This is a genomic window from Burkholderia sp. MSMB1078WGS (genome assembly GCF_001528895.1).
GTDB lineage: Bacteria > Pseudomonadota > Gammaproteobacteria > Burkholderiales > Burkholderiaceae > Burkholderia.
The window spans coordinates 47,790-72,623 of the sequence record NZ_LPDI01000111.1; the positions used below are offsets into that span (position 1 = coordinate 47,790).

Here is a 24,834-nt window from a genome sequence, read left to right on the forward strand (position 1 = left end):
GCGCGCGACAGGCCCGCTCAGCGCTCGCGCGAGCCGAGGCCGAGCGCCTTCATCCGCCGGTACAGCGTCCGTTCGCTCAATCCGAGCTGCTCGGCGAGCGCCTTGCGCGTGCCGTCGAACGCGCGCGCGATACGGACCAGCTCCGCATCCGACACGCCACGCGCGTCCACCGCCTGCGCGTGCGGCGCCGCCGCTGCCGCGACGAGCTCGGCCGGCAGATGTTCGACGCGAATCGTCCCGTCGTCGGCGAACAGGCACGCGCGTTCGAGCACGTTGCGCAGCTCGCGGATGTTGCCGGGCCACGCATACGCGTCGAGGCACGCCCGCGCACGCTCGGTCAGCACGAATGGTCGGGCCGCGAATGGTCGCGCATTCGGGTCGCCCGCGTTGCCGCGCGCGTTCGCGATCCGCCGCAGGATCGATTCGGCCAGCAGCGCGATGTCGCCGCGCCGTTCGCGCAGCGCCGGCAGCGGAATCGGAAACGCGTTGATCCGGTAGTAGAGGTCCTGCCGGAACCGGCCGTCTTCGATCATCTCGCGCAGCGGCTTGTGCGTGGCCGCGACGAGCCGGAAATCGGCGCGCAGCGCCTCGACGCCGCCGACGCGCCGGAACGTGCCCGATTCGATCAGCCGCAGCAGCTTCACCTGCATCGGCAGCGGCACGTCGCCGATCTCGTCGAGAAACAGCGTGCCGCCCTGCGCGGTTTCGACGAGGCCCGGCTTGCGCTGGTTCGCGCCCGTGAACGCGCCCTTCTCGTAGCCGAACAGTTCGCTCTCGAACAGCGTCTCGGCGATCCCCGAGCAATCGACGACGACGAACGGCCCCATCGCGCGATCGCTCGCCTCGTGCAGCGCGCGGGCGAACAGCTCCTTGCCGGTGCCCGATTCGCCGAGCAGCAGTACCGGCAGCGTCGACGGCGCGACGCGCTGCAGCGCGCCGAGCGCCGCGTTGAACGCGTCGGCGCCGCCGACGAGCCCTTCCGCGCTCGGCTGCGCGGACGCGCTGCGCACCGTCGTCAGCCGCTCGACGTACGCGATCACGTTGCCGTCCGCGTCGAAGATCGGCCGCAGCTCGACGTCGACATGCTCGGGGCCGCGCGGCGTGTGGTGGATGTGCAGCACGCGGTTCAGCCCGCGCGATTCGAGCGCCTGCTTCATCGGGCAATGCTCGCCGGCCTGGTCGCACGGCACGTCGTAGTGATGCGACACCTGGAAACAGTGCCGACCCACATGCTCGACGCCGGCCACGCCGAACTGGCGCCGGTACGCATCGTTCGCCGCGAGGATGCGGTAGGCGGGATCGACCACGATCGTTGGCTGCGGGTCCTGCTCGAGATACGCGACGAGCGCGCGGACATCCGGCACTGCGTCGCGGCGCTGGGCAGGAACGATCGGAATGGTGTCGTGCGGATTCATGCGGAGGCTCGCTCGGCGAAGAGGCGCCCGGACGGACTGCCAGGCTGACTGCCAATTCTGCCACGACACTGCCAGCAGTGGCAGTCCCGGTCCGCCACCGCATGTCGCCGCCGCCCGCGCGAGACCGCCGGCGCACCGAAAACCCGAGCCGAATCAAGTCCCTGTCGCATCGGCCGGTGCCGCGCCGCACGCTGGCACGCTTCTTGAAGTGAAGATCGCGATTGCCGATGCTGAACCCGATCGAGGACACCCCGTGAGCAACGCCCCCGCCCTGTCGGTCGAAGGCTTTTTCGACCCGGCGACCCACACCGTCAGCTATCTCCTGCTCGATACGGCGAGCCGCGCGTGCGCGCTGATCGACAGCGTGCTCGACTACGACCCGAAATCCGGCCGCACCCGCACCGCCAGCGCCGACCGGCTGATCGCACGTGTCGCCGAGTTCGGCGCGACCGTGCACTGGCTGTTGGAAACGCATGTGCACGCCGACCACCTGTCGGCCGCACCGTACCTTAAAACGCAGGTCGGCGGCCAGATCGCGATCGGCTCGCACGTGCGCCGCGTGCAGCACGTGTTCGGCACGCTGTTCAACGCGGGCCCCGGCTTCGCGGAAGACGGCCGTCAGTTCGACCGGCTCGTCGACGACGGCGACACGCTCGCGCTCGGCGCATTGACGATCCGCGCGCTGCACACGCCGGGCCACACGCCCGCGTGCATGACCTACTGCGTGGACGACGCGACGCAGCGCGCGGCGTTCGTCGGCGACACGCTGTTCATGCCCGACTACGGCACGGCCCGCTGCGACTTCCCGGGCGGCGACGCGCGCACGCTGTACCGCTCGATCGCGCGTGTACTCGCGCTGCCGCCCGACACGCGCCTGTACCTGTGCCACGACTACCAGCCGGGCGGCCGCGACGTGCAGTTCGTGACGACCGTCGCCGAGCAGCGACGCGCGAACGTGCACGTGAAGGACGGCGTGACCGAGGACGATTTCGTCGCGATGCGCACCGCGCGCGACGCGACGCTCGACATGCCCGTGCTGATGCTGCCGTCCGTGCAGGTCAATATGCGCGCCGGCCATCTGCCCGAGCCCGAAAACAACGGCGTGCGCTACCTGAAGATCCCGCTCGACGCGATCTGAGCCGCGCGCCCCGCCCCCTCCGGAGAACCCCGACATGACCATTCGCAAGCTGACCGACGCGCAGTCGGTCGCGCCGCAGATCGCGGCGGCCGACGTGCCCGCGCTTCACGCGGCGGGCATCCGCAAGCCGGCGCCGGCCGTGGATGCGCGGCACGACATCGTGATCGTCGGCGCCGGTGCGGCCGGCATCGCGGTCGCGTCGAGCCTGCTCGCGCGCGCCGCGTCGCTCGACATCGCGGCGATCGATCCCGCCGACGTTCACTATTACCAGCCCGGCTGGACGATGGTCGGCGCAGGCGTGTTCCAGCCCGGCACCACCGCGCGGCCGATGACCGACGTGCTGCCGCGCGGCATGCAGCGAATCCGGGCCGCGGTCGCGAGCTTCGAGCCCGATGCGCACGCGGTCGTGCTCGACGGCGGCCGACGCATCGGCTATCGCAGGCTCGTCGTGTGCCCGGGGCTCAAGCTCGACTGGCACGCCATCGACGGCCTCGCCGACACGCTCGGCCGCAACGGCGTCACGTCGAACTACCGCTACGATCTCGCGCCGTACACGTGGGAGCTCGTGCGCGCGTTCCGCGGCGGCAATGCGCTGTTCACGCAGCCGCCGATGCCGATCAAGTGTGCGGGCGCACCGCAAAAGGCGATGTACCTGTCGTGCGACCACTGGCGACGCACCGGGCGCCTCGACGCCGCGAACGTCGAATTCCTGAATGCGGGCGGCGCGCTGTTCGGCGTCGCCGATTACGTGCCCGCGCTGATGGAGTACGTGAAAAGCTACGACATCGCGCTGTCGTTCGGCCACGACCTCGTCGCGATCGACGGGCCTGCACGCCGGGCGACGTTCTCGCGCGCGCTGCCGGACGGCGGCAAGGAAACCGTCGAGCGTTCGTTCGACATGATCCACGTCGTGCCGCCGCAGAAGGCGCCCGACTTCGTGCGCGCGAGCCCGCTCGCCGACGCGGCCGGCTGGATCGACGTCGATCCGGCGACGCTGCGGCACAAACGGTTTCCGGACATCTACGCGCTCGGCGACGTCACAAACACGACCAACGCGAAAACGGCCGCGGCCGCCCGCAAGCAGGCGCCCGTCGTCGCGCACAACCTGCTCGCATCGCTCGGCCTCGCACGGGGCGACGCCGCATACGACGGCTACGGCTCGTGCCCGCTCACCGTCGAGCGCGGCAAGATCGTGCTCGCCGAATTCCTGTACGGCGGCAAGATCGCCCCGACCTTCCCCGCATGGCTGATCGACGGCAAGCGGCCGTCGCGGCTCGCGTGGCTGCTCAAGGAACGCGTGCTGCCGCCGCTCTACTGGAAGGCGATGCTCAAGGGCCGCGAATGGCTCGCGAAGCCCGCGATCGCACGTTGACCGGAGCGCGATGACGTCATGCTGATTTCCCTCGTACTGGGCGGCTTCGTCGGCGCCGTGCTCGGCCTGACCGGCGCCGGCGGCGGCATTCTCGCGGTGCCTGCGCTCGTCGTCGGGATGAGCTGGCCGATGCAGCAGGCCACCCCCGTCGCACTCGTCGCGGTCGCGGGCAGTGCCGCGCTCGGCACGCTCGAAGGCTTCCGCCGCGGGCTCGTGCGCTATCGCGCGGCGCTGCTGATGGCCGTGGCCGGCGTGCCGCTGACCACGCTCGGCGTCCGGCTCGCTCACGTGCTGCCGCAGCGCCTGCTGCTCACGCTGTTCGCGCTGACGATGCTCGTGGTCGCCGGCCGCCTGCTGCGACAGGCGCTGCGGCGGCAGGCGGCCGATGCCGATGTGTCGCCGCTGTGCGTCGGCCGCGTGAATCCCGATACGGGCCGGCTCGTGTGGTCGTGGCCCGTGGGCATCGCGCTCGCGTCGACCGGCGCGGTCACGGGCTTGATGACCGGGTTGCTCGGCGTCGGCGGCGGCTTCGTGATCGTGCCGATGCTGCGCAAGTTCACGAACGTGTCGATGCATGGGGTGGTCGCGACGTCGCTGATGGTGATCGCGCTGGTCGGCACCGGCGGCGTGCTCGCGACGCTCGCATCGGGCACGCGCGCGCCGCTCGACGTGACGCTGTGGTTCACCGTCGCGACCGCGCTCGGCATGGCCGCCGGCCGCGGCGCGTCGCGCCGCCTCGCCGCGCGGCACGTGCAGGCCGGCTTCGCGGCCGTGCTCGTGTGCGTCGCGCTGGGGTTGCTGGCCAAGGCGGCGTTCGGCGCGTGAACGCCGACGACGGGCCGGCGATCGTCACGCGCCGCCAAACGAAACGCCCGGCCCGACGCGTCGTCGGCACCGGGCGTTTTTCACGGCGGCAGCCGCCGGCCCGTCAGGCCGCGAACCCCGCCATCCGCTTGCGTTCCTGACGCAGCATCACGAAGTTCGCGATCACGACGCCGGCCGTCACCGCGATGATGAACAGCGTCGCGAGCGCGTTCATCTCCGGGTTCAGGCCGAGGCGTACGCGCGAGAACACGACGAGCGGCAGCGTCGTCGAGCCGGGGCCCGACAGGAACGCCGACAGCACGAGGTCGTCGATCGACAGCGTGAACGACAGCAGCCAGCCCGCGATCAGCGCCTGCGAGATCAGCGGCAGCGTGATCGTGAAGAACACCTTCAGCGGCGTCGCGCCGAGATCGAGCGCGGCTTCTTCCAGCGACGGATTCAGCTCGCGCACGCGCGACTGCACGATGATCGCGACGTACGAAATGCACAGCATCACGTGGCCGAGCCAGATCGTGAACACGCCGCGCTCGGCCGGCCAGCCGATCCACTTCGCGAGCTCGATGAACAGCAGCAGCAGCGAGATCCCCTGGATCACCTCGGGAATCACGAGCGGCGCGTTGATCATCCCGCTGAACAGCGCGAAGCCGCGAAAACGCCCCATCCGCGCGAGCACGAAGCCGGCCCACGTGCCGATGAACACCGACGCGAACGCGGTCAGCACGCCGATCTTCAGCGACAGCCATGCGGCCGCCAGCAGCTCGTCGTCCTCGACGAGCGCCGCATACCAGCGGAACGAGAAGCCCGACCACACGGTGACGAGCTTCGACTCGTTGAACGAATAGACGATCAGGCTGATGATCGGGATGTACAGGAAGGCGAAGCCGACGAACAGCGCCGCGAACTGCAGGTAGCGATTCGGTTTCATCGACGGCCTCCCTGTTCCTTCGCCTGGAAGTGCTGGAACATCGCCATCGGCACGAGCAGCAGCAACACCATCGCGCAGGTCACGGCCGACGCCATCGGCCAGTCCGCGTTGTTGAAGAACTCGTTCCACATCACGCGGCCGATCATCAGCGTATTCGCGCCGCCGAGCAGCTCCGGAATCACGTACTCGCCGACCGCCGGGATGAACACCAGCAGGCAGCCCGCGATGATCCCGTTCTTCGACAGCGGCAGCGTGATCTGCACGAACGCTTTCCACGGCTTCGCGCCGAGGTCGTACGCGGCTTCGAGCAGGCGCAGGTCCATCTTCACGAGGTGCGCGTAGAGCGGCATCACGAGGAACGGCAGGTACGAATACACCATCCCGATATACACCGCGTAGTTCGTGCGGTACAGCTCGATCGGCGTATGGGTGAGCCCGATCCACATCAGGAAGTTGTTCAGGAGCCCGTTGTTCTTCAGGATCCCGATCCATGCGTACACGCGAATCAGGAACGACGTCCAGAACGGCAGCATCACCCCCATCATCAGCAGGTTGCGGGTAGCCGGGTTCGAGCGCGCGATGTAGTACGCCATCGGATAGCCGAGCAGCAGGCACAGCAGCGTCGTGATCGCGGCGACCCACACCGAATTCACGTAGGTCGCGAAATACAGGCTGTCCGTGAGCAGGAACGCGTAGTGCGACAGGTTCAGCGCGATGTGCACGACGCCGTCCGCGTACGACGCGAGCTCCGTATACGGCGGGATGCCGAGCTGCAGCTCCGCGAAGCTGATCTTCACGACCAGCACGAACGGCACGAGGAAGAACAGCACGAGCCACGTGAACGGCCCGGCGACGACCGCCGTGGCGCCCGTCAGGTTGAAGCGCCGCACCGGCCACTCGAGCAGGGACTTAAACGCGTTCATGACGTCAGCACCACGCCGGCGGTCGCGCTCCAGCGCACGTAGATCTCATCGCCGAGCGCCGGCGTGTCGAGTTCGGAAATCGCGAGGCTCGACACGTTCGCGATCACCGTCTTGCCCGCGTCGAGCTTCACGTGATACAGCGAATAACCGCCCATGTACGCGACGTTGCCGATCCGGCCGCGCGCCCAGTTGAACGCGCCTTCGGGCGGCTTGCGCGTGAGCGCGATCCGCTCGGGACGCACCGACACCGTGACCGGCATGCCGAGCGGGCCCGAGATCCCGTGACTCACGTACAGCCGGCTCGGCAGTTCCGGCGATTCGATGTACACGTGATCGGGTTCGTCCTCGACCGTCACGCCGTCGAACAGGTTCGTCGAGCCGATGAATTCGGCCGAGAAGCGGCTGTTCGGATATTCGTACACTTCGTTCGGCGAGCCGATCTGCACGATCTGGCCTTCGCTCATCACGGCGATGCGGTTCGCCATCGTCATCGCCTCTTCCTGGTCGTGCGTGACCATGATGCAGGTGACGCCGACCTTGTTCAGGATGTTGACGAGCTCGATCTGCGTGCGCTGGCGGATCTGCTTGTCGAGCGCCGACATCGGCTCGTCGAGCAGCAGCAGTTTCGGACGCTTGACGAGCGAACGCGCGAGCGCGACGCGCTGCTGCTGGCCGCCGGACAACTGGTGCGGCTTGCGCTTCGCATACTTGCCCATCTGCACGAGCTCGAGCGCGGAAGCGACGCGCGCCTTCAGCTCGGCCTTCGGCGTGCCTTCCTGCTTGAGCCCGAACGCGACGTTCGACTCGACCGACATGTGCGGGAACAGCGCATACGACTGGAACATCATGTTCACGGGCCGCTTGTACGGCGGCATCTGCGCGAGGTCCTCGCCGTCGATCAGGATCTTGCCCGACGTGACCGTCTCGAGGCCCGCGAGCATCCGCAGCAACGTCGACTTGCCGCAGCCCGAGCTGCCGAGCAGCGCGAACAGCTCGCCCTGGCGCACGGTCAGGTTGACGCTGCGCACGGCTTCGGTGTCGCCGAATTTCTTGACGACGTCGACGATCTGGACAAAGTTCTCGGCGCGCGCATCGGCGCCGGAGGAAGGAACGGAGAACGGCGCGCCCGCGACCGGCGCGCCCGACTGGCTATTCATGATGTGCTGCTTCTCTCCTGCGTTAGACGAACAAAGCCCCCGGGGGCACCAGGGGCTTCATGACTGCGGGTTCACTTCGGCTCGCGTCAGCGGCCCGACTTCAGCTCGGTCCACAGACGCGTCTGCAGACGCTGGATTTCAGGCGGCAGCGGCTTGAGCAGGAACAACGTCTTCACGACGTCGGCCGGCGGGTAGACCGCCGGGTCGTTCGCGACGTCGGGGCGCACGTACTTGCGTGCCTCCGCGTTGGCGCTCGGGTAGTACACCGCGTTGGTGATCGCCGCGTGCACCTTCGGATCCTCGATGTAGTTGATCCACTGCAGCGCGGCTTCCTTGTTCTTCGCATCCTTCGGGATCGCCATCACGTCGAACCACACCGGCGCACCGCCCTTCGGAATGTAGTACTCGATCTTGTACGGCTTCTTCGCCTCGATCGCGCGATGCTTCGCGATCACGACGTCGCCCGACCAGCCGAACGCGAAGCAGATGTCGCCGCCGACCAGGTCGTTGATGTAGCCCGACGAGTTGAATTGCGTGATGTACGGACGGATCTTCTTCAGCACGTCCATCGCGGCCTTGTAGTCGGCCGGGTTCGTGCTCATCGGATCCTTGCCGATGTAGTGCAGCGCCGCCGCGAACATCTGGTCGGGCGCGTCGAGCACCGACACGCCGCAGGTCTTCAGTTTCGAGAGGTTTTCCGGCTTGAACAGGATGTCCCAGTTGTCGAGCGGCACCTTGCCGAGCGCCTGCTGCGCCTTCGTCAGGTTGTACGCGAGACCGGTCGTGCCGTATGCCCAGGGCACCGAGTACTTGTTGCCCGGATCCGCGCCGGCGACGAGCGCCATCAGTTGCGGATCGAGGTACTTGAGGTTCGGCAGCTTCGACTTGTCGAGCGGCGCGAAGATGCCGGCGGCGATCTGCTTGCCCGCGTAGTTGCTGGTCGGCACGACGATGTCGTAGCCCGAGCTGCCCGTCAGCAGCTTCGCCTGCAGCGTGTCGTCGCTGTCGTAGTTGTCGTAGCGGACCTTGACGCCCGCCTGCTTCTCGAAGTTCGGGATCGTGTCCTTCGCAATGTAGTCCGACCAGTTATAGATATTGAGCTGCGTATCCTTCGCCGCTGCCGCCGATGCACCCACGCACAGCGCGAGCGCCGCGAACCGGCCCACTACCTTTGCTTTCATCCCGTTCTCCCTTCGGCCGGACGCGTTGCCCGGCTGCCGTCTGCCTCGTCATGGCGGCGCATTCTGGCGCGCCGCCCCTCGAAAACCCCGAAAACTACCATCATTCGCGCCCCGTCACAAAAAAATCATGCCGGTGTCGCGCAAACGGAACAGATTCCCGCTGCCGGCCGATCGGACTGCCCGTGCGGCGGGGCGTTCCGGGGGAATTCTATCGGGTAATCGGCGGCTGTCCACCGGGAAAGACGCACGGCGACGAACCTGCGCTCGCATGGCGGGTACGCCCGCCCGGCGAACACGGCCGGCGCCCGGCCGGCCCGTCCCGCCGCCGCGCCGGGGCGACCCGCCAGCGTCGGCGGCCGGCCGGGCCGCCGCGATGCATTAAAATGGCGGCTGACGATTCAACTGCGCGAACCCTCCCGATGGCATCCAATCTTCACGACCTCCCCGACAGCCCCTGCATCGGCGTGTGCTCGACGCTCTTCGACGAAGTCTGCAAGGGCTGCGGCCGCACGGCCGCCGAAGTCTCGAACTGGGTGTTCCTGAGCGACGACGAAAAGCGCGCGGTATGGGAGCGCATCGCGCGCGAAGGCACCGCGATGCGCTTCCAGTACGACAAGCTGTAAATCCGCCGCGCAAAAAAAGAGCGGCATGCCGACCGCCATGCCGCCAACCCCAACTCTGTTCTTTCCGTCGCGTCTAGAACTTCATCCCGACGCCCACGCCGACGATCAGCGGATCGATGTGCAGCGTGCCGATGCCCTTGTCGCCGAGCGTCGCATCGGTGCTCATCCAGAGCTTCTTCACGTCGACGTTCATGAACACCTTCTTCGTCAGCTGCACGTCCACGCCGAACTGCAGCGCGGGGCCGAAGCTGCTCTTGTTGATCGATACGCCCTCTCCGCCGACGTTGAGCCCGTTGTTGTAGAAGTACGTGTAGTTCAACCCGGCGCCGACGTACGGCCGCACCTTGCCCGCATGGTTGAAGTGATACTGCAGCAGCAGCGTCGGCGGCAGCACGCCCACGCCGCCGAGATTGCCGAGGCTCGACGTCAGTTGATGCCGCGACGTGCCGAGGATCAGCTCGACGCCGAGGTAGTCGCGGATCATGTACGTGAAGTCGAGCTCGGGCACGATTGCGTTGTTCACGCCCGTGTTGATTGCGCCGAGCGTATCGCTCGCGCGCTCGTTCGGCTGGATGCTGATCGCGCGCAGCCGGACCAGTACGTCGCCCTGGTTGATGCCGTCGCCCGGCGACGCCGCGTGCGACAGCGACGGCATCGCGACGATGCCGCCCAAGACGGCGGCTGCGGTGACACAAGTTCGAATCGTTTTATGCATGGTACGGACCCCCAAAGAATGGTTACCATTCTCCCAATAGGGTCTTTTCGCCATCTTGATATTGGTCAAGCCAGCGTAAACGTGGGACGGTTTGCCGCAGGCTCGGTCGCACTGCCCGTCAGCAGCAGCTCGAGCAGATCGCGCACGCTGCGGATCGCACGGCCGAACGGCAACGCTTCGCGGCCGCGGAAGAACAGTCCGTTCGCGACGTCGCCGCGCAGTGCGGCCGCGAGCCGCGTATCGATGCAGAAGTGGCCGAATTTCTCGATGCCGTCGCGCAGCCCGCATACGCTCAGGCATTCGAGCGCGGTCGGACAGCGCTGCTTCAGCGCGCCGAGCTTGTCGCGAATGCGCGTCTCGTTGCGCAGGTAACGATCGAGCCACGGCGTCTTCACCGCGCGTGCCGGCAGCCCCGTCACGCTGACGAATTCGACGATGTCGTCGGGCGTCGCATCGGCGAGCACGCGCTTGAATTGCGGATGCGCATCGCCCTCTTCCGTCACCGCGAACGGCGTCCCGACCTGCACGCCGTTCGCGCCGGCCGCGAACGCCGCGCGCACCGTGTCGTGACTGTTGATCCCGCCGGCCACGATCAGCGGGATCGTGTCGCGGGCGAGACCGAGCGACGCCATCACCTGTGCGGTTTCGTCGAGCACGCGCGCGAAATCGAAACGGCCGTCATGCATGTCGTCGATCTGCGTGACGCCGAGGTGCCCGCCCGCGTGCGCCGGATGCTCGATCACGATCGCATCGGGCAGGCGCCCCTTCTTCATCCATTTCTTCAGCACCAGCGCGACCCCGCGGCTGTCCGACAGGATCGGAATCAGCGCGATGTCGCACCCTTGCGTGAGGTCGGGCAGATCGAGCGGCAGGCCCGCGCCCATCACGATCGCGTCCGCGCCCTCGTCGCACGCGACCCGCACGTAATCCGCATGCGCGCTCACCGCCTTCATCACGTTGACCGCGATCATCCCGCGCCCTTCGCCGTAGGTCTTCGCGAGACGGATCTCGCGCGCGAGCGCGTCGAGGTTCGCCGCTTCGAGCGTCGCGCGATCGGGTTGCGCGCGGCAACGCGCGAGCAGATCCGCATGATGGTGCCGCAGGTCGATGCTCGCGATCGTGCCGACCGCGCCTTCGCGCGCGACGCTGCCCGCCAGCCGGTGCGCGGAGATGCCGACGCCCATGCCGCCCTGCACGACGGGCAGCAAGGTGCGGCCGCGAATCGTCAGCGGCGGAAAGGAAGTGCGTACGGTCATCTGAAACCTCGTCGGAACATCGGAATCGCGATGATCGACGATCCGCCGCCGCGCACCTTGACGGCCGTCAATAAAAAACGGCACGCGAACGTGCCGTTTCCGGTTCGGGCCGCGAGCGGCGCTCAGGCCGGCTTCGCCGGCTTCAGTTGCATCGACTTGTATTCGAGATACTCTTCGAGCCCGTACACGCCGTTCTCGCGGCCGTGCCCCGACTGCTTGAAGCCGCCGAACGGCGCGGCGCCGTTCCACGTACCGCCGTTGATGTCCACCTGCCCCGTGCGGATGCGGCGCGCGACGCGCATCGCCCGTTCGTCGCTGCCGGCCCACACCGCGCCGCCGAGCCCGTACGGCGAATCGTTCGCGATCCGCACGGCCTCGTCTTCATCGCGATACGTGATGATCGACAGGACCGGCCCGAAGATCTCTTCCTGCGCGATCGTCGATTTCGGATCGACGCGGCCGAACACGGTCGGCTTCACGAAGAAGCCCTTCGCGAGCCCTTCCGGCAAACCGGTGCCGCCCGTCACGAGTTCCGCGCCTTCGTCGATCCCGCGCTGGATGTATGCCTGCACGCGCTGCTGCTGCGCGGCCGACGCCAGCGCGCCGAGGCGCGTCGTCTCCTGCCGCGGGTCGCCCGCGACGTACGTTTCGGCCGCGGCCTTCGCGATCTCGCGCGCTTCGTCGTAGCGGGCTTCCGGCACCAGCATCCGCGTATGCGCCGAGCAGGTCTGGCCGGCGTTCAGGTAGCACGCGTTGACCGTGCCCTTCACCGCCGTCGCGAAATCGGCATCGTCGAGGATCACCGACGCCGACTTGCCGCCCAGCTCCAGCGCGACGCGCTTGACGCCCGCGGCCGCCAGCTCGGCCACGCGCTTGCCCGCACGCGTCGAGCCGGTGAACGACACCATGTCGACGTCCGGATCGGTCGCCAGCACCTCGCCGACGACCGGGCCGTACCCGCACACGAGGTTGAACACGCCGGCCGGCAGCCCGGCCGCGTGGATCGCTTCGGCGAGCATGAACGCGTTGAGCGGCGCGACTTCGGATGGCTTCAGCACGACCGTGCAGCCGGCCGCGAGTGCCGGCGCGACCTTCAGCGTGATCTGGTTGAGCGGGTAGTTCCACGGCGTGATCGCCGCGACGACGCCGACCGGCTCGCGCACCACCAGCGAATTGCCGACCTGCGCCTCGAATTCGAACGATTCGGCGAGCTTCGCGTACGCCTTCCAGTTGTAGATCGGGCCGCCGACCTGGATCGCGCGCGACAGCTTGATCGGCATGCCGACTTCGCCGGTGATCGACTGCGCGAGTTCCTCGCTGCGCGCCTGCAGATGCTCGACGATCTTGCGCAGGTAACCCGCGCGCGTCGCGGCCGGCGTGGCCGCCCATGCGTCGAAGGCCGCGCGCGCCGCGCGGATCGCGTCCTGCGCGTCGGACGCGACGCCCTCGGGAATCCGGCCGATCACGGCTTCGGTGCCCGAATCGATCACGTCGATCGTGCCGGTGCCGGCCGGTTTGCGCCATGCGCCGTCGATGTAGAACTGGTCGTAGATTTTCATCGTGTTCCGCCTCCAGGGAAGCCGACATTCTAGCGAGCGTTCCGGTGACTGGTGTGACGAATGACAGCCGTTCGAAAGGACCGGGCGCCGTCGCGTCGGAGCGCCGTCACGCCGTCACGCCGGTGCTCCGCCGTCCGCTGTCCGCCGCTCGCCGCGCGTGGCCGGCAACGCATTCGTCGGGTCGCCGCCACGTCGGCATCCGCCAGGGTGCGCGGCCGGGCCTGCATCGTGCTATGTTTTTATTATCGGCATCGGCCCGTTGCGGCCGGCGCCGCCCGGAATCGACGCACTTCGTGAGCGCTGCCATGTCCGACGCATCCCATACCCTCGGCTCGCAAGACCGCCTGGAGCTGCTTTGCTGGCTCACCTGCGGCAACCTCGGCGCGTTTTACCTCAACGAATCATGGCCGGACGCCGCGTTCCAGGTCCAGGCCGCCCACCGCTGGCTCGACCGTCATCACCGCCAGGCCGACTGGCTCGCGGTCGCCCGGCTCGCGGCGCTCGCGCAGGACATCGCGAAGCGGCATGCGGGGTTCGTCGACGCGTCGTGGGCGCGCGACGCGGTCGAGGAAATCGTCGATACCGACGATCTCGACTATCGGGCCAAACTCGTGCAATGGGTGTACGAGGACTGCTGCAAGGCGCTCGCGGACAAGCGGCTGGCCGATTGAGCCGCACGAGGGCCGCCCGTGCGACGGGGCGCGGCATCGCCGAGCGCGACGCGCTTTTCGCCGCGACGAACGTCACGGCCGGAATGATCGCCGGGGTTCGGTGCGTGCGCACCGCCCCCGGCGCCGGCACGCGCGATGCGTGCCGATGCGTTTACAGCAGCGACTTGGCCTGCGTCAGCACCTTGTCGCAAACCTGCTTGGTCACCTGCTGCTTCAGGCCGCCGCCGCTCAGGTCGAGCTTGCTGCCGTTGCCTGCGTCGAGGATCCCGCTCGCGCCGCTCGTATAGCCGCTGTCGGACGACGCGTTGCCGCCGAGCTTGCCCATCAGCGCGTCCTTCACCGACGCCGCGCCGCCTGTTGCGCCGCCGAGATAGTTGTTCTGGATGCAGAACTGCAGCAGGCCCGCGACGTTGCCGGTGCTGCCCGGCATCAGCGACGCACCGCCGCCGCCCGTCAGCGCGCCACCGAGTCCGCCGAGGTTGCCCAGCGCCCCGCCCGCGCTGCCGCCCGAATCGCCGCCACCGCCGACCTGCTTCAGGACGTCGCCCAGTTGCGCATGCGCGACCGAAAACGGCGCGAGCAATCCGATCAGCGCGCCGGCAACGGTCGCGCGGTAAAGACGTGCATTCATGTAAAGCCTCCCGGTTGTGACTGCGTGAGTACCGCGATTCGCATCCAAGGATACTCAATCGACCGGGGCATGACAGCCTCCGGAGCCGCATGAAACGTCAGGCATCGTGATATCGCGGCGATTTGACAATGCTTGACGCGCGATTGCGCGCGGCCTCGCCGGCTCGACAGGCGTGCGACCGCCATTCCGTCTCGCCGGCCCGCGCGAAGCGTCATAGAATCGTCGTCGCCGACCGTTCGGCCGCTGCGACCCGACATCAACCTCGCACATGAAGGACACTCGCGTGGCGCTTGCCCATCGACTTCTGCCGATCGCCGGCGCATCGAGCGCGCTGATGGCCGGCGCCGGTACCGCCGGTACCGCATCCGCAGCCACGGCGGCCGCGGCCTGCGCGTCGCCTTCGTTCGACCGCTATCCGGCACCGGCCGCCGCCCGCGCGCCGCGCAAACCGGCCGCGTCGCCCCGGTTCGCCTGCGACGAAGCGCACCTGTATCGCACCGTCATCCATGACGAATTCGCGCAACCGGCCAATTTTGCCGGTCACGATCGCATCGCGATCCGGGATTGCGGAACGGATTGCCGAAATGTCGCGATCGTCGACGAGGACACTAGCGCGACGTACACGACGCCCGGCGTGAAGGCCGTCTCGGGCGTGATGGGCAACGACGAGGAGCGCGTCGACTTCCGTGCCGGCAGCAAGCCGTTGATCGTCGCCGGCTGCTTCGACGACGATTGCGGCGACGGCAACGCGAACGCGGCCCGGTTCTTCCACGAATGGACCGGCACCCGGCTGCGTCCGGTCGGCACGTGCCCGCTGGCCATCGACCCGGCTCGGTAAGCGGCCCCGGCGACCGATGACCTCCATTCACCTCAGTTTCGACGACGGCCCCGGCCCGTCTACGCCCGCGTTGCTCGACGTGCTGCGCGATGCATCGTGCACGGCGACCTTCTTCGTGCTCGGCAAGCACCTGGCGGGCGCGCTCGACGTCGCGACGAGAATCGCGCGCGAAGGCCATCGGCTCGGTAATCACACCCATTCGCATGCGCGGCCGGGAGCGCTCGCGGACGTCGCACTGATCGACGAAATCCACACGACCGATGCGCTGATTCGCGACGTCTACCGCCGCGCCGGCCTCGCCGCGCCGGACGCGATCCCGCTGCGTCTTCCGTACGGATTGCTGCCGCAGGACGAGCGCGCCGCCGTGCTCGCGCGCCTGCAACGCGAACACACCGGCTGGACCGCGATACTGGACGACTGGCAGCGGCCGGCGCCATCGCCGCAGGCGCTGTTCGACGCGATGTGCGCGCACGTCGACGCCTGCGCGGCGCAGCATTGCGACGTGCTGTTCTGCCTGCACGACGGATCGCGGCACGGCGACGCGCGGCCCAACACGGTCGAAGCCGTACGGCTGTTCCTGAACCGGCAGCGCTGACGCGACGGCCGGCTAATCCGTGGGCCGCGCCCCGTCGAGCAACTGACGCCAGCCGCCGAGGAATCCGATGCCCGGCCCCGGCATCCATAGGCCGCGCTGCGCGGCTTCGAGATGGATCAGCGTCTGGTCCGCGCAGAACAGCGCCATCAACGGCTCGCGGTTGTCGCGCAGCCATTCGGGCGCCGCCTCGGCCCGCGTCGCCGCATAAACCTGCAGGCAGGCCGCCCATCGCGCACGGTCGAATACGAAGCAGTCGTCCCGGCCCGCATCGCGCGACAGCGCGAACGACGCAAAGGCCGCCTCGAGCCATTGCGCCCCCTGCCCCACATCGTCGAAATCCAGCACGCCGTTCACCGCGTTGCCGACATATAGCAGGTTGCCCGCGTGATAGTCGCCGTGCAGCCAATGCGCCTGCCCCGTGAGCCACGACGACGCTGCGTCGAGATGCGCGCCGATCCGCCGGATCACCGTGTCGTAAGCGTCGCGCAGGTCGCTCGGCAGCGACGGCATCGCGCGCGCCGCCACACGCGCATGACGTGCGGACAACCACGCCAGCGGCGCCGCTTCGCTCGCGGGGATCGCGGCCAGTGCCGTATGCAGATGCGCGAGCGTGCGCATCGCATCGGTCGCCCCAGCGTGCGGGTCGTCCGGCAAGCCGGGACGGCCGTCGATATGCTCGAACAGATGCAGCCAGCTTCCGTCGCACGTCCGCACGCCTGTTTGCGCATCGACGGTCGGCCGTAGCCGAGGCAGCGCGGGTAGCTTCGACGCCATGCGCGCATCGGCGAGACGGCCGAGTATCGACGCCTCGCGCCGTAACTGCCCGACCGGCTTGCCGGCCCACGACACGCGCAGCACCGTGCGCCCCACATCGCATTCGACGAGATACGTTTTGTTAGTATGGCCCGACGCCAGCGCCCGCAGGCGCGCCGGCCCGATGTTCCAGTACCGCTGTAGCCACGGTTCCAGCGTTTTCACGTCACTCCTACTCGTTGCATTGACCATGTCAGAGCGTCCTTCGGCCCGCATGCGGGACATCAACGTCGAATGGCTGACGCGCGCCGCCGAATTCGGCCATCTGTTCCAGACCCGCTGGCTCGGCGAGCGCTTCTTCCATCTGCCCGGCGACATGCTCGCGCTGCAGGAACTGATCTGGCGCGAGCGCCCCGACTACATCGTCCAGACCGGCATCGCCGCGGGCGGCGGCGTGGTGTTCACCGCGTCGATGCTCGAGCTGGCGGGCAACCCGGGCCGCGTCGTCGCGATCGAACCGCGCCTGCGCGACGAGGTCAGGCAGCGCCTGCACGCGCACCGGCTCGCCCACCGCATGGTGCTGATCGAAGGCGAATCGTGCGCGGCCGACACGCTCGCCTCGGTGCGCGCGCAGATCGGCGACGGCGCACGCGTGATGGCGATCCTCGATCTCACGCATACGCATGCGCACGTGCTGCGCGAACTCGAATGCTATGCGCCGTTCGTGACGCCCGGCAGCTACGCGATCGTGATGGACACCATCATGGAATACCTGCCCGAGTCGATGTTCGACGGCAAGCCGTACGGCCGGGGCAACAACCCGGCCACGGCCACACGCGAATTTCTGGCCCGCGACGACCGGTTCGACGTCGATCACGACATCGAGGACCGCGTACTCATGACGCTGTCGCCAGGCGGCTTCCTGAAGCGAGTGCGCTGATCAGGCGGGCGGCCTGCGCGGAGCCGTCGCGCGCGGCATAGCTGTCGCGGATCCGCGCCGCCTGCTCGCGCAACGATCCCGGGCGCAACAGACGCTCGAGCGCGTCGACGATTTCCACGACGCCGGCCTGCTGCAGATCGAGCACGCAGCCCGCGCCGGCCCGCTCGACGAAGTACGCCGAATGGAACTGGTCGTTGCAGAACGGCGACAGCAGCATCGGCACGCCGCACGCGAGCGACTCCATCACCGAATTCGCGCCGCCGTGGCTGACGAACGCGTGCGTGTGTCGCAGCAGCGCCAGTTGCGGCGCGTAACGTACCGCGATCACGCGTTCGTCGCCGGCCGGCAGCAGATCCGAATCGACCAACTCGCCGACCGACAGCACCAGTTGCGCGGACGTCGCGCGCGTCGCCTCGATCACCTTCGCAAACAGCGCCGGATGGTAGTAAAGCTGGCTGCCGAGCGACATATAGACGAGCGGGCGATCCGCATCGACGCGTTCCCACGGGAACGCCGTCTCGTCGCCGCGCGGGCCCGACGGCATCGCGGGGCCGACCAGTTCGACGCCGGGCGGCGGCGCGCCGACCAGCGCGTCAGTCGTGAACGCGAGCGTCAGGTGCGGCGACAGCACGTCGCAACCGCGAAAGCGCGCGTCGAGGCCGTAGCGCGCGAACAGCCGCGTGCGTTCCGGTTCGAGCCATCGCACCGTGCGCAGCAGTTCGGAATCCAGATCGTCCGGCAGCACCGGATTCAGCGAATTGGACATCGAGACCCACGGCAGCCCTTCCTGTTCGGCGGCAATCGCCGCGGCATAGAGCAGCGGATCGATCACGACCACGTCGGGCTGCCATTCGCGCAGCACCGCGCGGATGCCGTCCACCTGCGCGGGCGCGAGGTCGATCAGCAGTGTGCGGATCCAGTGCCGCAGCCAGTCGGCGTCGCGAATGTTCGCGGCGAAACTCGCGCCGCGCGACAGGTCGTGGCGTTCGGGCGTCTCGCGCGGCCCGACGAACGCGAAGTCGCCAGCGCCGTCGAGCTGTTCGCTGATGTCGGCCGGCGCATAGAACGCGACGTCGCAACCGGCGGCACGCAGATGCTGGGCCGGGCCGATGCAGGGATTGACGTGGCCCTTCTCGGGCACCACGCAGAACAGGATGCGTTTCATGAGCGGCTCAGGTCGGGCGATGCGCAGCATCGGGATGAAGGCGATCGAGATGATCGAGAATCAGTGTCAGCGTCGTCCACAACACGCGCTCTGTATCCGTCTGCAAAGCGGGCACGGCCAAGCCGAGCGTGTCGGCCAACGCGTGCGTGCGGTCGCGATCGAGCAGCGTCGCGAGATCCATTGCCGGCGCGAGCCGTCCGCGCTTGGGGCCGTGCACGAGACGGTCCGGCAGGTTCAGGCGCGCACCGAGATCGCGCAGGCACTGCTTGTTCGGATCAGGCGCGACGCTCGTCAAATGCGCGACGACGGCGGGGTCGACGAACGGCGGATGCAGGTCGACCGACGCGGCGTCGAACAACGCGTGGCACAGCGGCAGATAGTTGGCCGACAGGTCGCGGCGCAATACCTGATCCGCGCCGTCGCCGGTAATCGCCACCTCGACGCCATCCGCCGCCATCGCATCGGCCAGCAGCAGCTTCGCGACCGGATGCAGGTTGAACATCGGCTCCTCGACCGCATGGGTCGTTCTCGGCAGCGCCGCGACGAAATCGGCCTCGTTCGCGCGTACGACCTTCACGTTCGCCTGCATCAGCGCGGCCAGTTCGAGCGCCGCATCGCGTTCGCAGTAATCGGGCATGTCGGTCGCGAGGACGTAGGCCGTCACATGCCCCAACGCGCCGAGTTCGCGCAGCAATGCGAGCAGCAGCGCCGAATCGAGCCCGCCGCTCAGCGCCAGTGCGACGCGCTTGCCGCTGTCGAGCGCGCGCTGCAGCGACGCGCGCAGCACGGTGTCGAGGTCGGCATGCTGCGGCCGCTCGGGCGCCGGCTGCACCGTCAGCCCTTGCGGCGACCGGATCAGTGCATGACCGGGCGGCACCGCGCGCACGTCGCGCAGCACGGTGCGGCCGACGAGGCGCTCGCCGCTCAGGTAGCCCGCGATGGCGGCCGCATCCGGCGCGCCGGCCGGTTGACCCGACGCCCGCAATACGGCGCGGATGCCGGACGCCGACACGCCGCTGCGCGGATGGTAGTGCAGACGATCGAAACCGAACGGGTCGCGCGTGCCGACGATCATGGATAACGAGCCTTCAAGGTGTTCACTTCAATGCGTTTGAGGATGCGATGCGGCGCCACCGGCGCGCTGCCGCCCTGACAATGCAGGCAGGCTTCGAGCGGCGTCTCGCGTTGCAGATAGGCCAGCATCGCGTCGAGCATGCCCGCATCGTCGCGCAACGGCAGGCCGTCGGCCTGGAAATCCTTCTCGCCCTTGTACAGCGTATGGAAATGCGCGGGACGCGTGCACGTGTAGAACATGCCGTCGCGAATCATATGGCAGCGCTCGCGGATCCAGCAATCGTGATAAAGACGCCGGGCTTCGTCGCGATCCGTGCCGGGCTGGGCGCGGTTCATCGTCGTGAACACGTCCTGCACCTTCCAGTTCAGGCGCACGTCGAAGCGCGCGGCCTGGTGCTCGACGTGCGCGACCAGATCGGCGGAGAGCGCCGGCTTCGGATAGCGCGAGATCGTCAGCGCATCCACCGCTCGCCAGAACGCGTCGGGCATCTCGCCGAGCTTCAGGCCGTTCGTCGTGACCGAGATCACGGGCGCGATGCCGGTGCCGCGCACGCGTTCGACCAGTTCGACGAGCGCCGGATGCAGCAACGGTTCGCCGCCGACCAGCTTGAACATCCGCGGGCGCAGCACCTTCGCGGCCTTGCGCAGATCGGCCTCGATCGATTCGGGGCGTGCATACCATTCGGGCAAAAGCGGCGACAGCGAACAGCATTCCGCGCAGGTCAGGTTGCAGTGATCGACGATATGCGCTTCCAGCGAGCGCGTCTGGACGCGCCCGTCCTCGACGCGGTAATCGCGATCCAGCGGCGGTGGAAACACGTGCTGTCGCTCGCCGGCGTGCGGCGGATTCGGGATCTTGTTCGGATTCGCACTCACATCAGCTTCCTGCTTCCACGCAACGGGAAAAGAAATCGACCAGATGGTCACGCGCGTCCACCATCGCCGACGCCATCGTCACTGCACCGTTCAGGTGCGACGCGAAGCGCGACGGATCGTCGAGCCAGCCTTGCACGATCCACAGCTTGAGCGCGTGCTGCAGGCAAGCGGCATCGACCGCCCATGCGATGTGTGCCAGATTCGGCGGCCGCACGCGCCGGTAGGCGCGCACGAACGCTTCCGCGAGGTGCGGCGCTTCCAGCGGCAAATGATTGAGGCATCGCACCAGCTCGTATTCGCGAGGCGCGCCGATCGACGCCTCCCAGTCGAGGATCAGCGGCGGCAGCGTGCCGGTGAACAGATAGTTGAACTGGTTGTAGTCGTTGTGGATCGGGTGCTGCGGATCGTCGGCGGGAAACGCATCGATGCTGCCCGGATAGTAGCGATCGAGCATGCGCAGCGCGAGATCGACATAGCGGCGCAGGTTCGCGGCGGCGGTGGCGTTCGCATCCGCTCGATCGAGTGCATCCAGCAGATTGCGGCGCACCGCGTCCGCATCGATCAAGGTCAACCGCGCGCGGATCGTATCGCGCGACGGCAGATGCAGTGATTCGAGGCTCAGGTGCAACGCGGCCAGACTCGCGCCGAGTGCGTCCCATTCGATTGGAGAGAACGTATCGTAGGTTTTGAATTGCCCGGCTTCCCAGCGCGTCAGCATCGCGTGCGAATGCTGCCCCGACCACAGCAATGCGCCGGACGTCGTGCGCTCGAGCGTCTGCACCTGGAAACGCGCATCGCCATGCGCTTGCAGATGCGCGAGGACAGCGGCTTCCTTGACCGCACGCGCATGGTGTTCGCATGCATAAAGCTTGACCGCCACGGCCGCTCCGCCGTCGGTCGGCAGATGCCACACCCGCTCGCTGACCTGCGTCGGCTCCCCCCCGCGACCGAGCCCATAGGCATCGCGAATCTCGTCGAAGGTGACGGCGAGCGAATCCATTCAGATGTGCTCGGCCGGCCCGTGCCGATACGGATGACCGGTCAGAAACGTGTTGTGTCCGACGTAGCGCAGCTTGTACATCGCCGGCCGGAACAACACCGACGGATCGTTGTTCTCGATGCCGAGCAGCGGATACAGGTCGTGCCGCACGAAGAACGCGTTGTTGCCCATGTCGTCGCAGCAGACGAGTTCATAGCCCTTCTGCCTGCCGAGACGAACGAGCGATTCGAGGCTCGCGCCGTAATAGGTCGAACCGTCCCATTCGTGGTCGGGATTGAAGCACATGACCCAGCGCTCGGGCGGCGTGTAGTACGGGTTGTATTCGATCACGACGATGCGCGGCCGGAACGATTGCAGGCCGCGCCACACCCAGTAATCGTTGCCGTCGATGTCGATCGACAGCAGATCGAAGTCGGTCGGTACGTTCGCATCGGCGAGCAGTGGGTCAACCGTGTCGGGCTGCACGCGATCGTGATGCAGACGAACGCGCTCCACGCCCGCGTAGTGCGCGGCAAGCTTGCCGAACCGGTATGCGCTGCCTTCCACGAGTACGCCGGACCAATCCTGCTCGCGCAGCAAGCGCGCGGTATTGCTGTTGCGCAGGCCGTCGCTCGCGCCGATATCGACGCAGAAGCGGTTGGTCGGCGCAATCCGCTCCATCAGACGCGACAGGATGCCCTCCTCGGTGCCCTGCGCGTAGAGGCTGGGCGCAAGGCCGGACAGGTCGAGCGGGAGAGGATGGTCCTGCATCGAGAGCGGCTCCGGGGCGAAATGGGGAATGATGGGCGGTGTCGGGTGGGTAATTTACCTGAAGTCGATTGAGCAGAGGAAACGGGAATGCGCGGCGTGGCAGGTTTTGCCGCAGCGGATATGAAAAAGCCCGCATCGACATTGCTGTCGATGCGGGCCTGTCGCGCTTCTGGCGGTTCGCCGGGTGCGGCGGCTCCTAACCTGGACCCACGGCCGGACGAAACCTCAGGACACTTACTCCTGCCCCTGACTCGCCAGGAACTCCTCGTAATTCCCGCCGAAGTCGAACAGCGTGCCGTCCGTACGCACTTCGATGATCCGGTTCGCCAGCCCGCTCACGAATTCGCGGTCGTGCGACACGAAAATCAGCGTGCCTTCGAACTGCTCGAGCGCGATCTGCAGCGACTCGATCGATTCCATGTCCATGTGGTTGGTCGGCTCGTCCATCAGCAGCACGTTGTGGCGGCCGAGCATCAGCTTGCCCCAGATCATGCGGCCCTTCTCGCCGCCCGACAGCACCTTCACCGACTTCTTGATGTCGTCCGACGAGAACAGCAGACGGCCCAGCGTGCCGCGCACCATCGTTTCGTCGTCGCCGTCCTTGCGGTACTGGTCGATCCAGTCCATCAGCGTGATGTCGTCCGGGAATTCCTCGTACGTGTCCTGCGGCATGTAGCCGACGTTCGCGTTCTCGGACCACTTCACCGTGCCGTGATCGAGCGGCAGCGCGCCGAGCAGCGAGCGCAGCAGCGTCGTCTTGCCCGCGCCGTTCTCGCCGATGATCGCGATGCGCTCGCCCGGCTGCACCGACAGGTTGAAGTTCTGGAAGATCGTGCGCTCGTACTTCTTCGTGATCTCTTCGGCGACCACCGCGACGTTGTGCAGCTTCTTCTCGAACTCGAAGCGGATGAACGGGTTCTGCCGCGACGACGGCTTGAATTCCTCGATCTTGATCTTGTCGATCTGCTTCGCGCGACTGGTGGCCTGCCGCGCCTTCGACTTGTTCGCCGAGAAGCGGCGCACGAAATCCTGCAGTTCGGCCACGCGCTCCTTCGCACGTGCGTTCGCCGCAGCCTGGCGCTCGCGCGCCTGCGCCGATGCGAGCATGTAGTCGTCGTAGTTGCCCGGCCAGACCTTCAGCGTGCCGTAGTCCATGTCGGCCATGTGCGTGCACACCGAGTTCAGGAAGTGACGATCGTGCGAGATGATGATCATCGTCGAGTTGTACTCGTTGAGCGTGTGCTCGAGCCAACGGATCGAGTTGATGTCAAGGTTGTTGGTCGGTTCGTCGAGCAGCAGCACGTCCGGCTTCGAGAACAGCGCCTGCGCGAGCAGCACGCGCAGCTTCCAGCCCGGCGCGACGTCGGCCATCGTGCCGTTGTGGAACTTCTCCTCGATGCCGATGCCGAGCAGCAGCGCGCCCGCGCGCGCCTCGGCGTCGTAGCCGCCGTATTCGGCGAACTTGCCTTCGAGCTCGGCCGCGTGCATGTAGTCGTCGTCGGTCGCTTCCGGGTTCGCGTAGATCGCGTCGCGCTCGGTCATCGCGGCCCACATCTCGGTGTGGCCCATCATCACGACGTCGAGCACGCGCACGTCTTCGTACGCGAACTGGTCCTGGCGCAGCTTGCCCAGGCGGACGTTCGGCTCCAGCGCGACGTTGCCGGCGCTCGGCTCGAGGTCGCCGCCGAGGATCTTCATGAAGGTCGACTTGCCACAGCCGTTCGCGCCGATCAGACCGTAGCGGTTGCCCTCGCCGAATTTGACCGAGATATTCTCGAACAAGGGCTTCGGCCCGAATTGCATCGTGATGTTGGCAGTAGAAAGCACGGCAGGTCCCGTTAAGAGAGAAATCGACGGAAAACCGTGTATTTTAGCAGGTGTCGGCGAAACTGCCGACCGCACCGCCCCGGCGGCCCTTTCCAGGCCCTCCGCCTCGCCGCCCGGCGGCCCATCCACACGACGGCACGCGCCTCACCGCCGTCTCACCGGAATCCCGCATGCTCGCCAGCCAGCTTCGCGAACGACTCGTAGGCGCATGGCGCCTCGTGTCCTACGAAATCCGCCCGTGCGACGGCAGCCCGTCCGCCTATCCGCTCGGCCGCGACGTGCGCGGCTGGATCCTCTATACGCCGGACGGCTACATGTCGGCCCAGCTCATGGCCGCCGGCCGGCCGCGCTACACAAACGGCGATCTTCAGGGCGGCACCGACGACGAATGCGCGGCCGCCGCGCGCGGCTATATCGCCTACTCCGGCCCCTTTCAGGTCGCCGACGACGGCACGCTGACCCACGAAATGGACGTCAGCCTGTTCCCGAACTGGATCGGCGACGTCCAGCAGCGGGCCGTCATGCTCGACGGCGATCGTCTGCAGCTCGGCACCGTCGCGCCGGTGCGGATCGACGGCCGCGAGGTCGACGCCGTGTTGCTGTGGGCGCGCGCGGGCCGCTGACG

General features: G+C 67.6%; 24 protein-coding genes and 1 pseudogene. 9 read left to right on the forward strand and 16 right to left on the reverse strand.

The genetic code is table 11. From position 1 onward, the window contains the following. Window positions 1-17 precede the first annotated feature (17 nt). Complete coding sequence (locus tag WT24_RS30225) at window positions 18-1,415, reverse strand: sigma-54-dependent Fis family transcriptional regulator (RefSeq protein WP_060036888.1); 1,398 nt, start codon at window positions 1,413-1,415, stop codon at window positions 18-20. A 253-nt stretch (window positions 1,416-1,668) separates the two neighbouring features. Between WT24_RS30225 and WT24_RS30230 the strand changes: the two genes are divergently transcribed. The 3 genes and pseudogenes from WT24_RS30230 to WT24_RS30240 all read left to right on the forward strand — a co-directional run bounded on the left by WT24_RS30230 (window position 1,669) and on the right by WT24_RS30240 (window position 4,750). After that, entirely contained in the window at window positions 1,669-2,553 is an 885-nt protein-coding gene (locus WT24_RS30230) for an MBL fold metallo-hydrolase (RefSeq protein ID WP_060036890.1), read from the forward strand. A gap of 139 nt (window positions 2,554-2,692) precedes the next feature. Then, window positions 2,693-3,925 (forward strand): annotated as a pseudogene (locus WT24_RS30235) (FAD/NAD(P)-binding oxidoreductase); the annotation flags it as partial. Window positions 3,926-3,943: 18 nt separating this feature from the next. Next, complete coding sequence (locus tag WT24_RS30240) at window positions 3,944-4,750, forward strand: sulfite exporter TauE/SafE family protein (RefSeq protein ID WP_060036894.1); 807 nt, start codon at window positions 3,944-3,946, stop codon at window positions 4,748-4,750. 103 nt (window positions 4,751-4,853) lie between these two features. Here the strand turns inward: WT24_RS30240 and WT24_RS30245 are convergent, their stop codons facing one another. From WT24_RS30245 to WT24_RS30260, 4 genes are all read right to left on the reverse strand, one after another. Beyond that, window positions 4,854-5,675 (reverse strand): ABC transporter permease subunit, encoded by an 822-nt coding sequence (locus WT24_RS30245; protein WP_059498849.1) that lies wholly within the window; start codon window positions 5,673-5,675, stop codon window positions 4,854-4,856. After that, entirely contained in the window at window positions 5,672-6,598 is a 927-nt protein-coding gene (locus WT24_RS30250) for an ABC transporter permease subunit (protein ID WP_059498848.1), read from the reverse strand. The genes WT24_RS30245 and WT24_RS30250 overlap by 4 nt, the downstream gene beginning before the upstream one ends. Further along, the gene (locus WT24_RS30255; RefSeq protein ID WP_059498847.1) at window positions 6,595-7,755 is read right to left on the reverse strand and encodes an ABC transporter ATP-binding protein; all 1,161 of its coding nucleotides are present in this window, start codon (window positions 7,753-7,755) and stop codon (window positions 6,595-6,597) included. The genes WT24_RS30250 and WT24_RS30255 overlap by 4 nt, the downstream gene beginning before the upstream one ends. Before the next feature lie 86 nt (window positions 7,756-7,841). Beyond that, window positions 7,842-8,936: a polyamine ABC transporter substrate-binding protein gene (locus WT24_RS30260; protein ID WP_059498846.1), complete on the reverse strand. Its 1,095-nt coding sequence runs from the start codon at window positions 8,934-8,936 to the stop codon at window positions 7,842-7,844. Window positions 8,937-9,355: 419 nt separating this feature from the next. On the opposite strand from WT24_RS30260, the gene WT24_RS30265 reads away from it, so the two are divergent. Beyond that, entirely contained in the window at window positions 9,356-9,559 is a 204-nt protein-coding gene (locus WT24_RS30265; RefSeq protein ID WP_059498845.1) for a DUF1289 domain-containing protein, read from the forward strand. A gap of 73 nt (window positions 9,560-9,632) precedes the next feature. Here WT24_RS30265 and WT24_RS30270 read toward each other — a convergent pair whose 3' ends face one another. The 3 genes from WT24_RS30270 to WT24_RS30280 form a co-directional block, all read right to left on the reverse strand. Then, complete coding sequence (locus tag WT24_RS30270) at window positions 9,633-10,274, reverse strand: OmpW family protein (RefSeq protein WP_060036896.1); 642 nt, start codon at window positions 10,272-10,274, stop codon at window positions 9,633-9,635. Window positions 10,275-10,339: 65 nt separating this feature from the next. Beyond that, complete coding sequence (locus tag WT24_RS30275; RefSeq protein WP_060036898.1) at window positions 10,340-11,530, reverse strand: nitronate monooxygenase family protein; 1,191 nt, start codon at window positions 11,528-11,530, stop codon at window positions 10,340-10,342. A 122-nt stretch (window positions 11,531-11,652) separates the two neighbouring features. Continuing rightward, window positions 11,653-13,089 (reverse strand): aldehyde dehydrogenase family protein, encoded by a 1,437-nt coding sequence (locus WT24_RS30280; protein ID WP_034207398.1) that lies wholly within the window; start codon window positions 13,087-13,089, stop codon window positions 11,653-11,655. A gap of 305 nt (window positions 13,090-13,394) precedes the next feature. Between WT24_RS30280 and WT24_RS30285 the strand changes: the two genes are divergently transcribed. Beyond that, window positions 13,395-13,760 carry a hypothetical protein gene (locus WT24_RS30285; protein WP_027784520.1) on the forward strand — a complete coding sequence of 122 codons (366 nt, stop codon included), beginning with the start codon at window positions 13,395-13,397 and terminating at the stop codon, window positions 13,758-13,760. Between the two features lie 151 nt (window positions 13,761-13,911). On the opposite strand, the gene WT24_RS30290 is transcribed toward WT24_RS30285, so the two are convergent. After that, the gene (locus WT24_RS30290; protein WP_060036899.1) at window positions 13,912-14,391 is read right to left on the reverse strand and encodes a DUF2501 domain-containing protein; all 480 of its coding nucleotides are present in this window, start codon (window positions 14,389-14,391) and stop codon (window positions 13,912-13,914) included. Window positions 14,392-14,674: 283 nt separating this feature from the next. On the opposite strand from WT24_RS30290, the gene WT24_RS30295 reads away from it, so the two are divergent. Both WT24_RS30295 and WT24_RS30300 read left to right on the forward strand, forming a co-directional pair. After that, a complete protein-coding gene (locus WT24_RS30295; RefSeq protein ID WP_179949413.1) occupies window positions 14,675-15,229 on the forward strand; it encodes a hypothetical protein in 555 nt (184 codons plus the stop codon). A 16-nt stretch (window positions 15,230-15,245) separates the two neighbouring features. Beyond that, the gene (locus WT24_RS30300) at window positions 15,246-15,824 is read left to right on the forward strand and encodes a polysaccharide deacetylase family protein (protein ID WP_060036901.1); all 579 of its coding nucleotides are present in this window, start codon (window positions 15,246-15,248) and stop codon (window positions 15,822-15,824) included. A gap of 12 nt (window positions 15,825-15,836) precedes the next feature. On the opposite strand, the gene WT24_RS30305 is transcribed toward WT24_RS30300, so the two are convergent. Continuing rightward, on the reverse strand, window positions 15,837-16,802 hold the full coding sequence (locus tag WT24_RS30305) for a phosphotransferase (protein ID WP_060036903.1): 966 nt from the start codon (window positions 16,800-16,802) through the stop codon (window positions 15,837-15,839). 25 nt (window positions 16,803-16,827) lie between these two features. Here WT24_RS30305 and WT24_RS30310 point away from each other — a divergent pair, with 25 nt between their 5' ends. Beyond that, complete coding sequence (locus WT24_RS30310) at window positions 16,828-17,517, forward strand: cephalosporin hydroxylase family protein (RefSeq protein ID WP_060036905.1); 690 nt, start codon at window positions 16,828-16,830, stop codon at window positions 17,515-17,517. Here WT24_RS30310 and WT24_RS30315 read toward each other — a convergent pair. From WT24_RS30315 to WT24_RS30340, 6 genes are all read right to left on the reverse strand, one after another. Then, window positions 17,474-18,682 (reverse strand): glycosyltransferase, encoded by a 1,209-nt coding sequence (locus WT24_RS30315; protein ID WP_059498837.1) that lies wholly within the window; start codon window positions 18,680-18,682, stop codon window positions 17,474-17,476. The genes WT24_RS30310 and WT24_RS30315 overlap by 44 nt on opposite strands. A 7-nt stretch (window positions 18,683-18,689) precedes the next feature. Further along, a complete protein-coding gene (locus WT24_RS30320) occupies window positions 18,690-19,757 on the reverse strand; it encodes an asparagine synthase-related protein (RefSeq protein ID WP_060036907.1) in 1,068 nt (355 codons plus the stop codon). After that, complete coding sequence (locus WT24_RS30325) at window positions 19,754-20,632, reverse strand: 4Fe-4S cluster-binding domain-containing protein (protein WP_060036909.1); 879 nt, start codon at window positions 20,630-20,632, stop codon at window positions 19,754-19,756. The genes WT24_RS30320 and WT24_RS30325 overlap by 4 nt, the downstream gene beginning before the upstream one ends. A gap of 1 nt (window position 20,633) precedes the next feature. After that, the gene (locus tag WT24_RS30330; RefSeq protein WP_060036911.1) at window positions 20,634-21,632 is read right to left on the reverse strand and encodes a phosphotransferase enzyme family protein; all 999 of its coding nucleotides are present in this window, start codon (window positions 21,630-21,632) and stop codon (window positions 20,634-20,636) included. Next, window positions 21,633-22,382: an FkbM family methyltransferase gene (locus WT24_RS30335; protein WP_059498833.1), complete on the reverse strand. Its 750-nt coding sequence runs from the start codon at window positions 22,380-22,382 to the stop codon at window positions 21,633-21,635. A gap of 234 nt (window positions 22,383-22,616) precedes the next feature. After that, complete coding sequence (locus tag WT24_RS30340) at window positions 22,617-24,209, reverse strand: ABC-F family ATPase (RefSeq protein ID WP_060036913.1); 1,593 nt, start codon at window positions 24,207-24,209, stop codon at window positions 22,617-22,619. 170 nt (window positions 24,210-24,379) lie between these two features. Here WT24_RS30340 and WT24_RS30345 point away from each other — a divergent pair, with 170 nt between their 5' ends. Further along, entirely contained in the window at window positions 24,380-24,832 is a 453-nt protein-coding gene (locus WT24_RS30345; protein WP_059795616.1) for a lipocalin-like domain-containing protein, read from the forward strand. Window positions 24,833-24,834 lie beyond the last annotated feature (2 nt).

What these genes read in the sequence shown, in the direction of transcription:
- WT24_RS30225 (WP_060036888.1), bottom strand. Translation starts at nt 1,415, where the DNA reads ATGAATCCGCACGACACCATTCCGATCGTTCCTGCCCAGCGCCGCGAC.
- WT24_RS30240 (WP_060036894.1), top strand. Translation starts at nt 3,944, where the DNA reads ATGCTGATTTCCCTCGTACTGGGCGGCTTCGTCGGCGCCGTGCTCGGC.
- WT24_RS30245 (WP_059498849.1), bottom strand. Translation starts at nt 5,675, where the DNA reads ATGAAACCGAATCGCTACCTGCAGTTCGCGGCGCTGTTCGTCGGCTTC.
- WT24_RS30250 (WP_059498848.1), bottom strand. Translation starts at nt 6,598, where the DNA reads ATGAACGCGTTTAAGTCCCTGCTCGAGTGGCCGGTGCGGCGCTTCAAC.
- WT24_RS30255 (WP_059498847.1), bottom strand. Translation starts at nt 7,755, where the DNA reads ATGAATAGCCAGTCGGGCGCGCCGGTCGCGGGCGCGCCGTTCTCCGTT.
- WT24_RS30260 (WP_059498846.1), bottom strand. Translation starts at nt 8,936, where the DNA reads ATGAAAGCAAAGGTAGTGGGCCGGTTCGCGGCGCTCGCGCTGTGCGTG.
- WT24_RS30265 (WP_059498845.1), top strand. Translation starts at nt 9,356, where the DNA reads ATGGCATCCAATCTTCACGACCTCCCCGACAGCCCCTGCATCGGCGTG.
- WT24_RS30270 (WP_060036896.1), bottom strand. Translation starts at nt 10,274, where the DNA reads ATGCATAAAACGATTCGAACTTGTGTCACCGCAGCCGCCGTCTTGGGC.
- WT24_RS30275 (WP_060036898.1), bottom strand. Translation starts at nt 11,530, where the DNA reads ATGACCGTACGCACTTCCTTTCCGCCGCTGACGATTCGCGGCCGCACC.
- WT24_RS30280 (WP_034207398.1), bottom strand. Translation starts at nt 13,089, where the DNA reads ATGAAAATCTACGACCAGTTCTACATCGACGGCGCATGGCGCAAACCG.
- WT24_RS30285 (WP_027784520.1), top strand. Translation starts at nt 13,395, where the DNA reads ATGTCCGACGCATCCCATACCCTCGGCTCGCAAGACCGCCTGGAGCTG.
- WT24_RS30290 (WP_060036899.1), bottom strand. Translation starts at nt 14,391, where the DNA reads ATGAATGCACGTCTTTACCGCGCGACCGTTGCCGGCGCGCTGATCGGA.
- WT24_RS30300 (WP_060036901.1), top strand. Translation starts at nt 15,246, where the DNA reads ATGACCTCCATTCACCTCAGTTTCGACGACGGCCCCGGCCCGTCTACG.
- WT24_RS30310 (WP_060036905.1), top strand. Translation starts at nt 16,828, where the DNA reads ATGTCAGAGCGTCCTTCGGCCCGCATGCGGGACATCAACGTCGAATGG.
- WT24_RS30315 (WP_059498837.1), bottom strand. Translation starts at nt 18,682, where the DNA reads ATGAAACGCATCCTGTTCTGCGTGGTGCCCGAGAAGGGCCACGTCAAT.
- WT24_RS30320 (WP_060036907.1), bottom strand. Translation starts at nt 19,757, where the DNA reads ATGATCGTCGGCACGCGCGACCCGTTCGGTTTCGATCGTCTGCACTAC.
- WT24_RS30330 (WP_060036911.1), bottom strand. Translation starts at nt 21,632, where the DNA reads ATGGATTCGCTCGCCGTCACCTTCGACGAGATTCGCGATGCCTATGGG.
- WT24_RS30335 (WP_059498833.1), bottom strand. Translation starts at nt 22,382, where the DNA reads ATGCAGGACCATCCTCTCCCGCTCGACCTGTCCGGCCTTGCGCCCAGC.
- WT24_RS30345 (WP_059795616.1), top strand. Translation starts at nt 24,380, where the DNA reads ATGCTCGCCAGCCAGCTTCGCGAACGACTCGTAGGCGCATGGCGCCTC.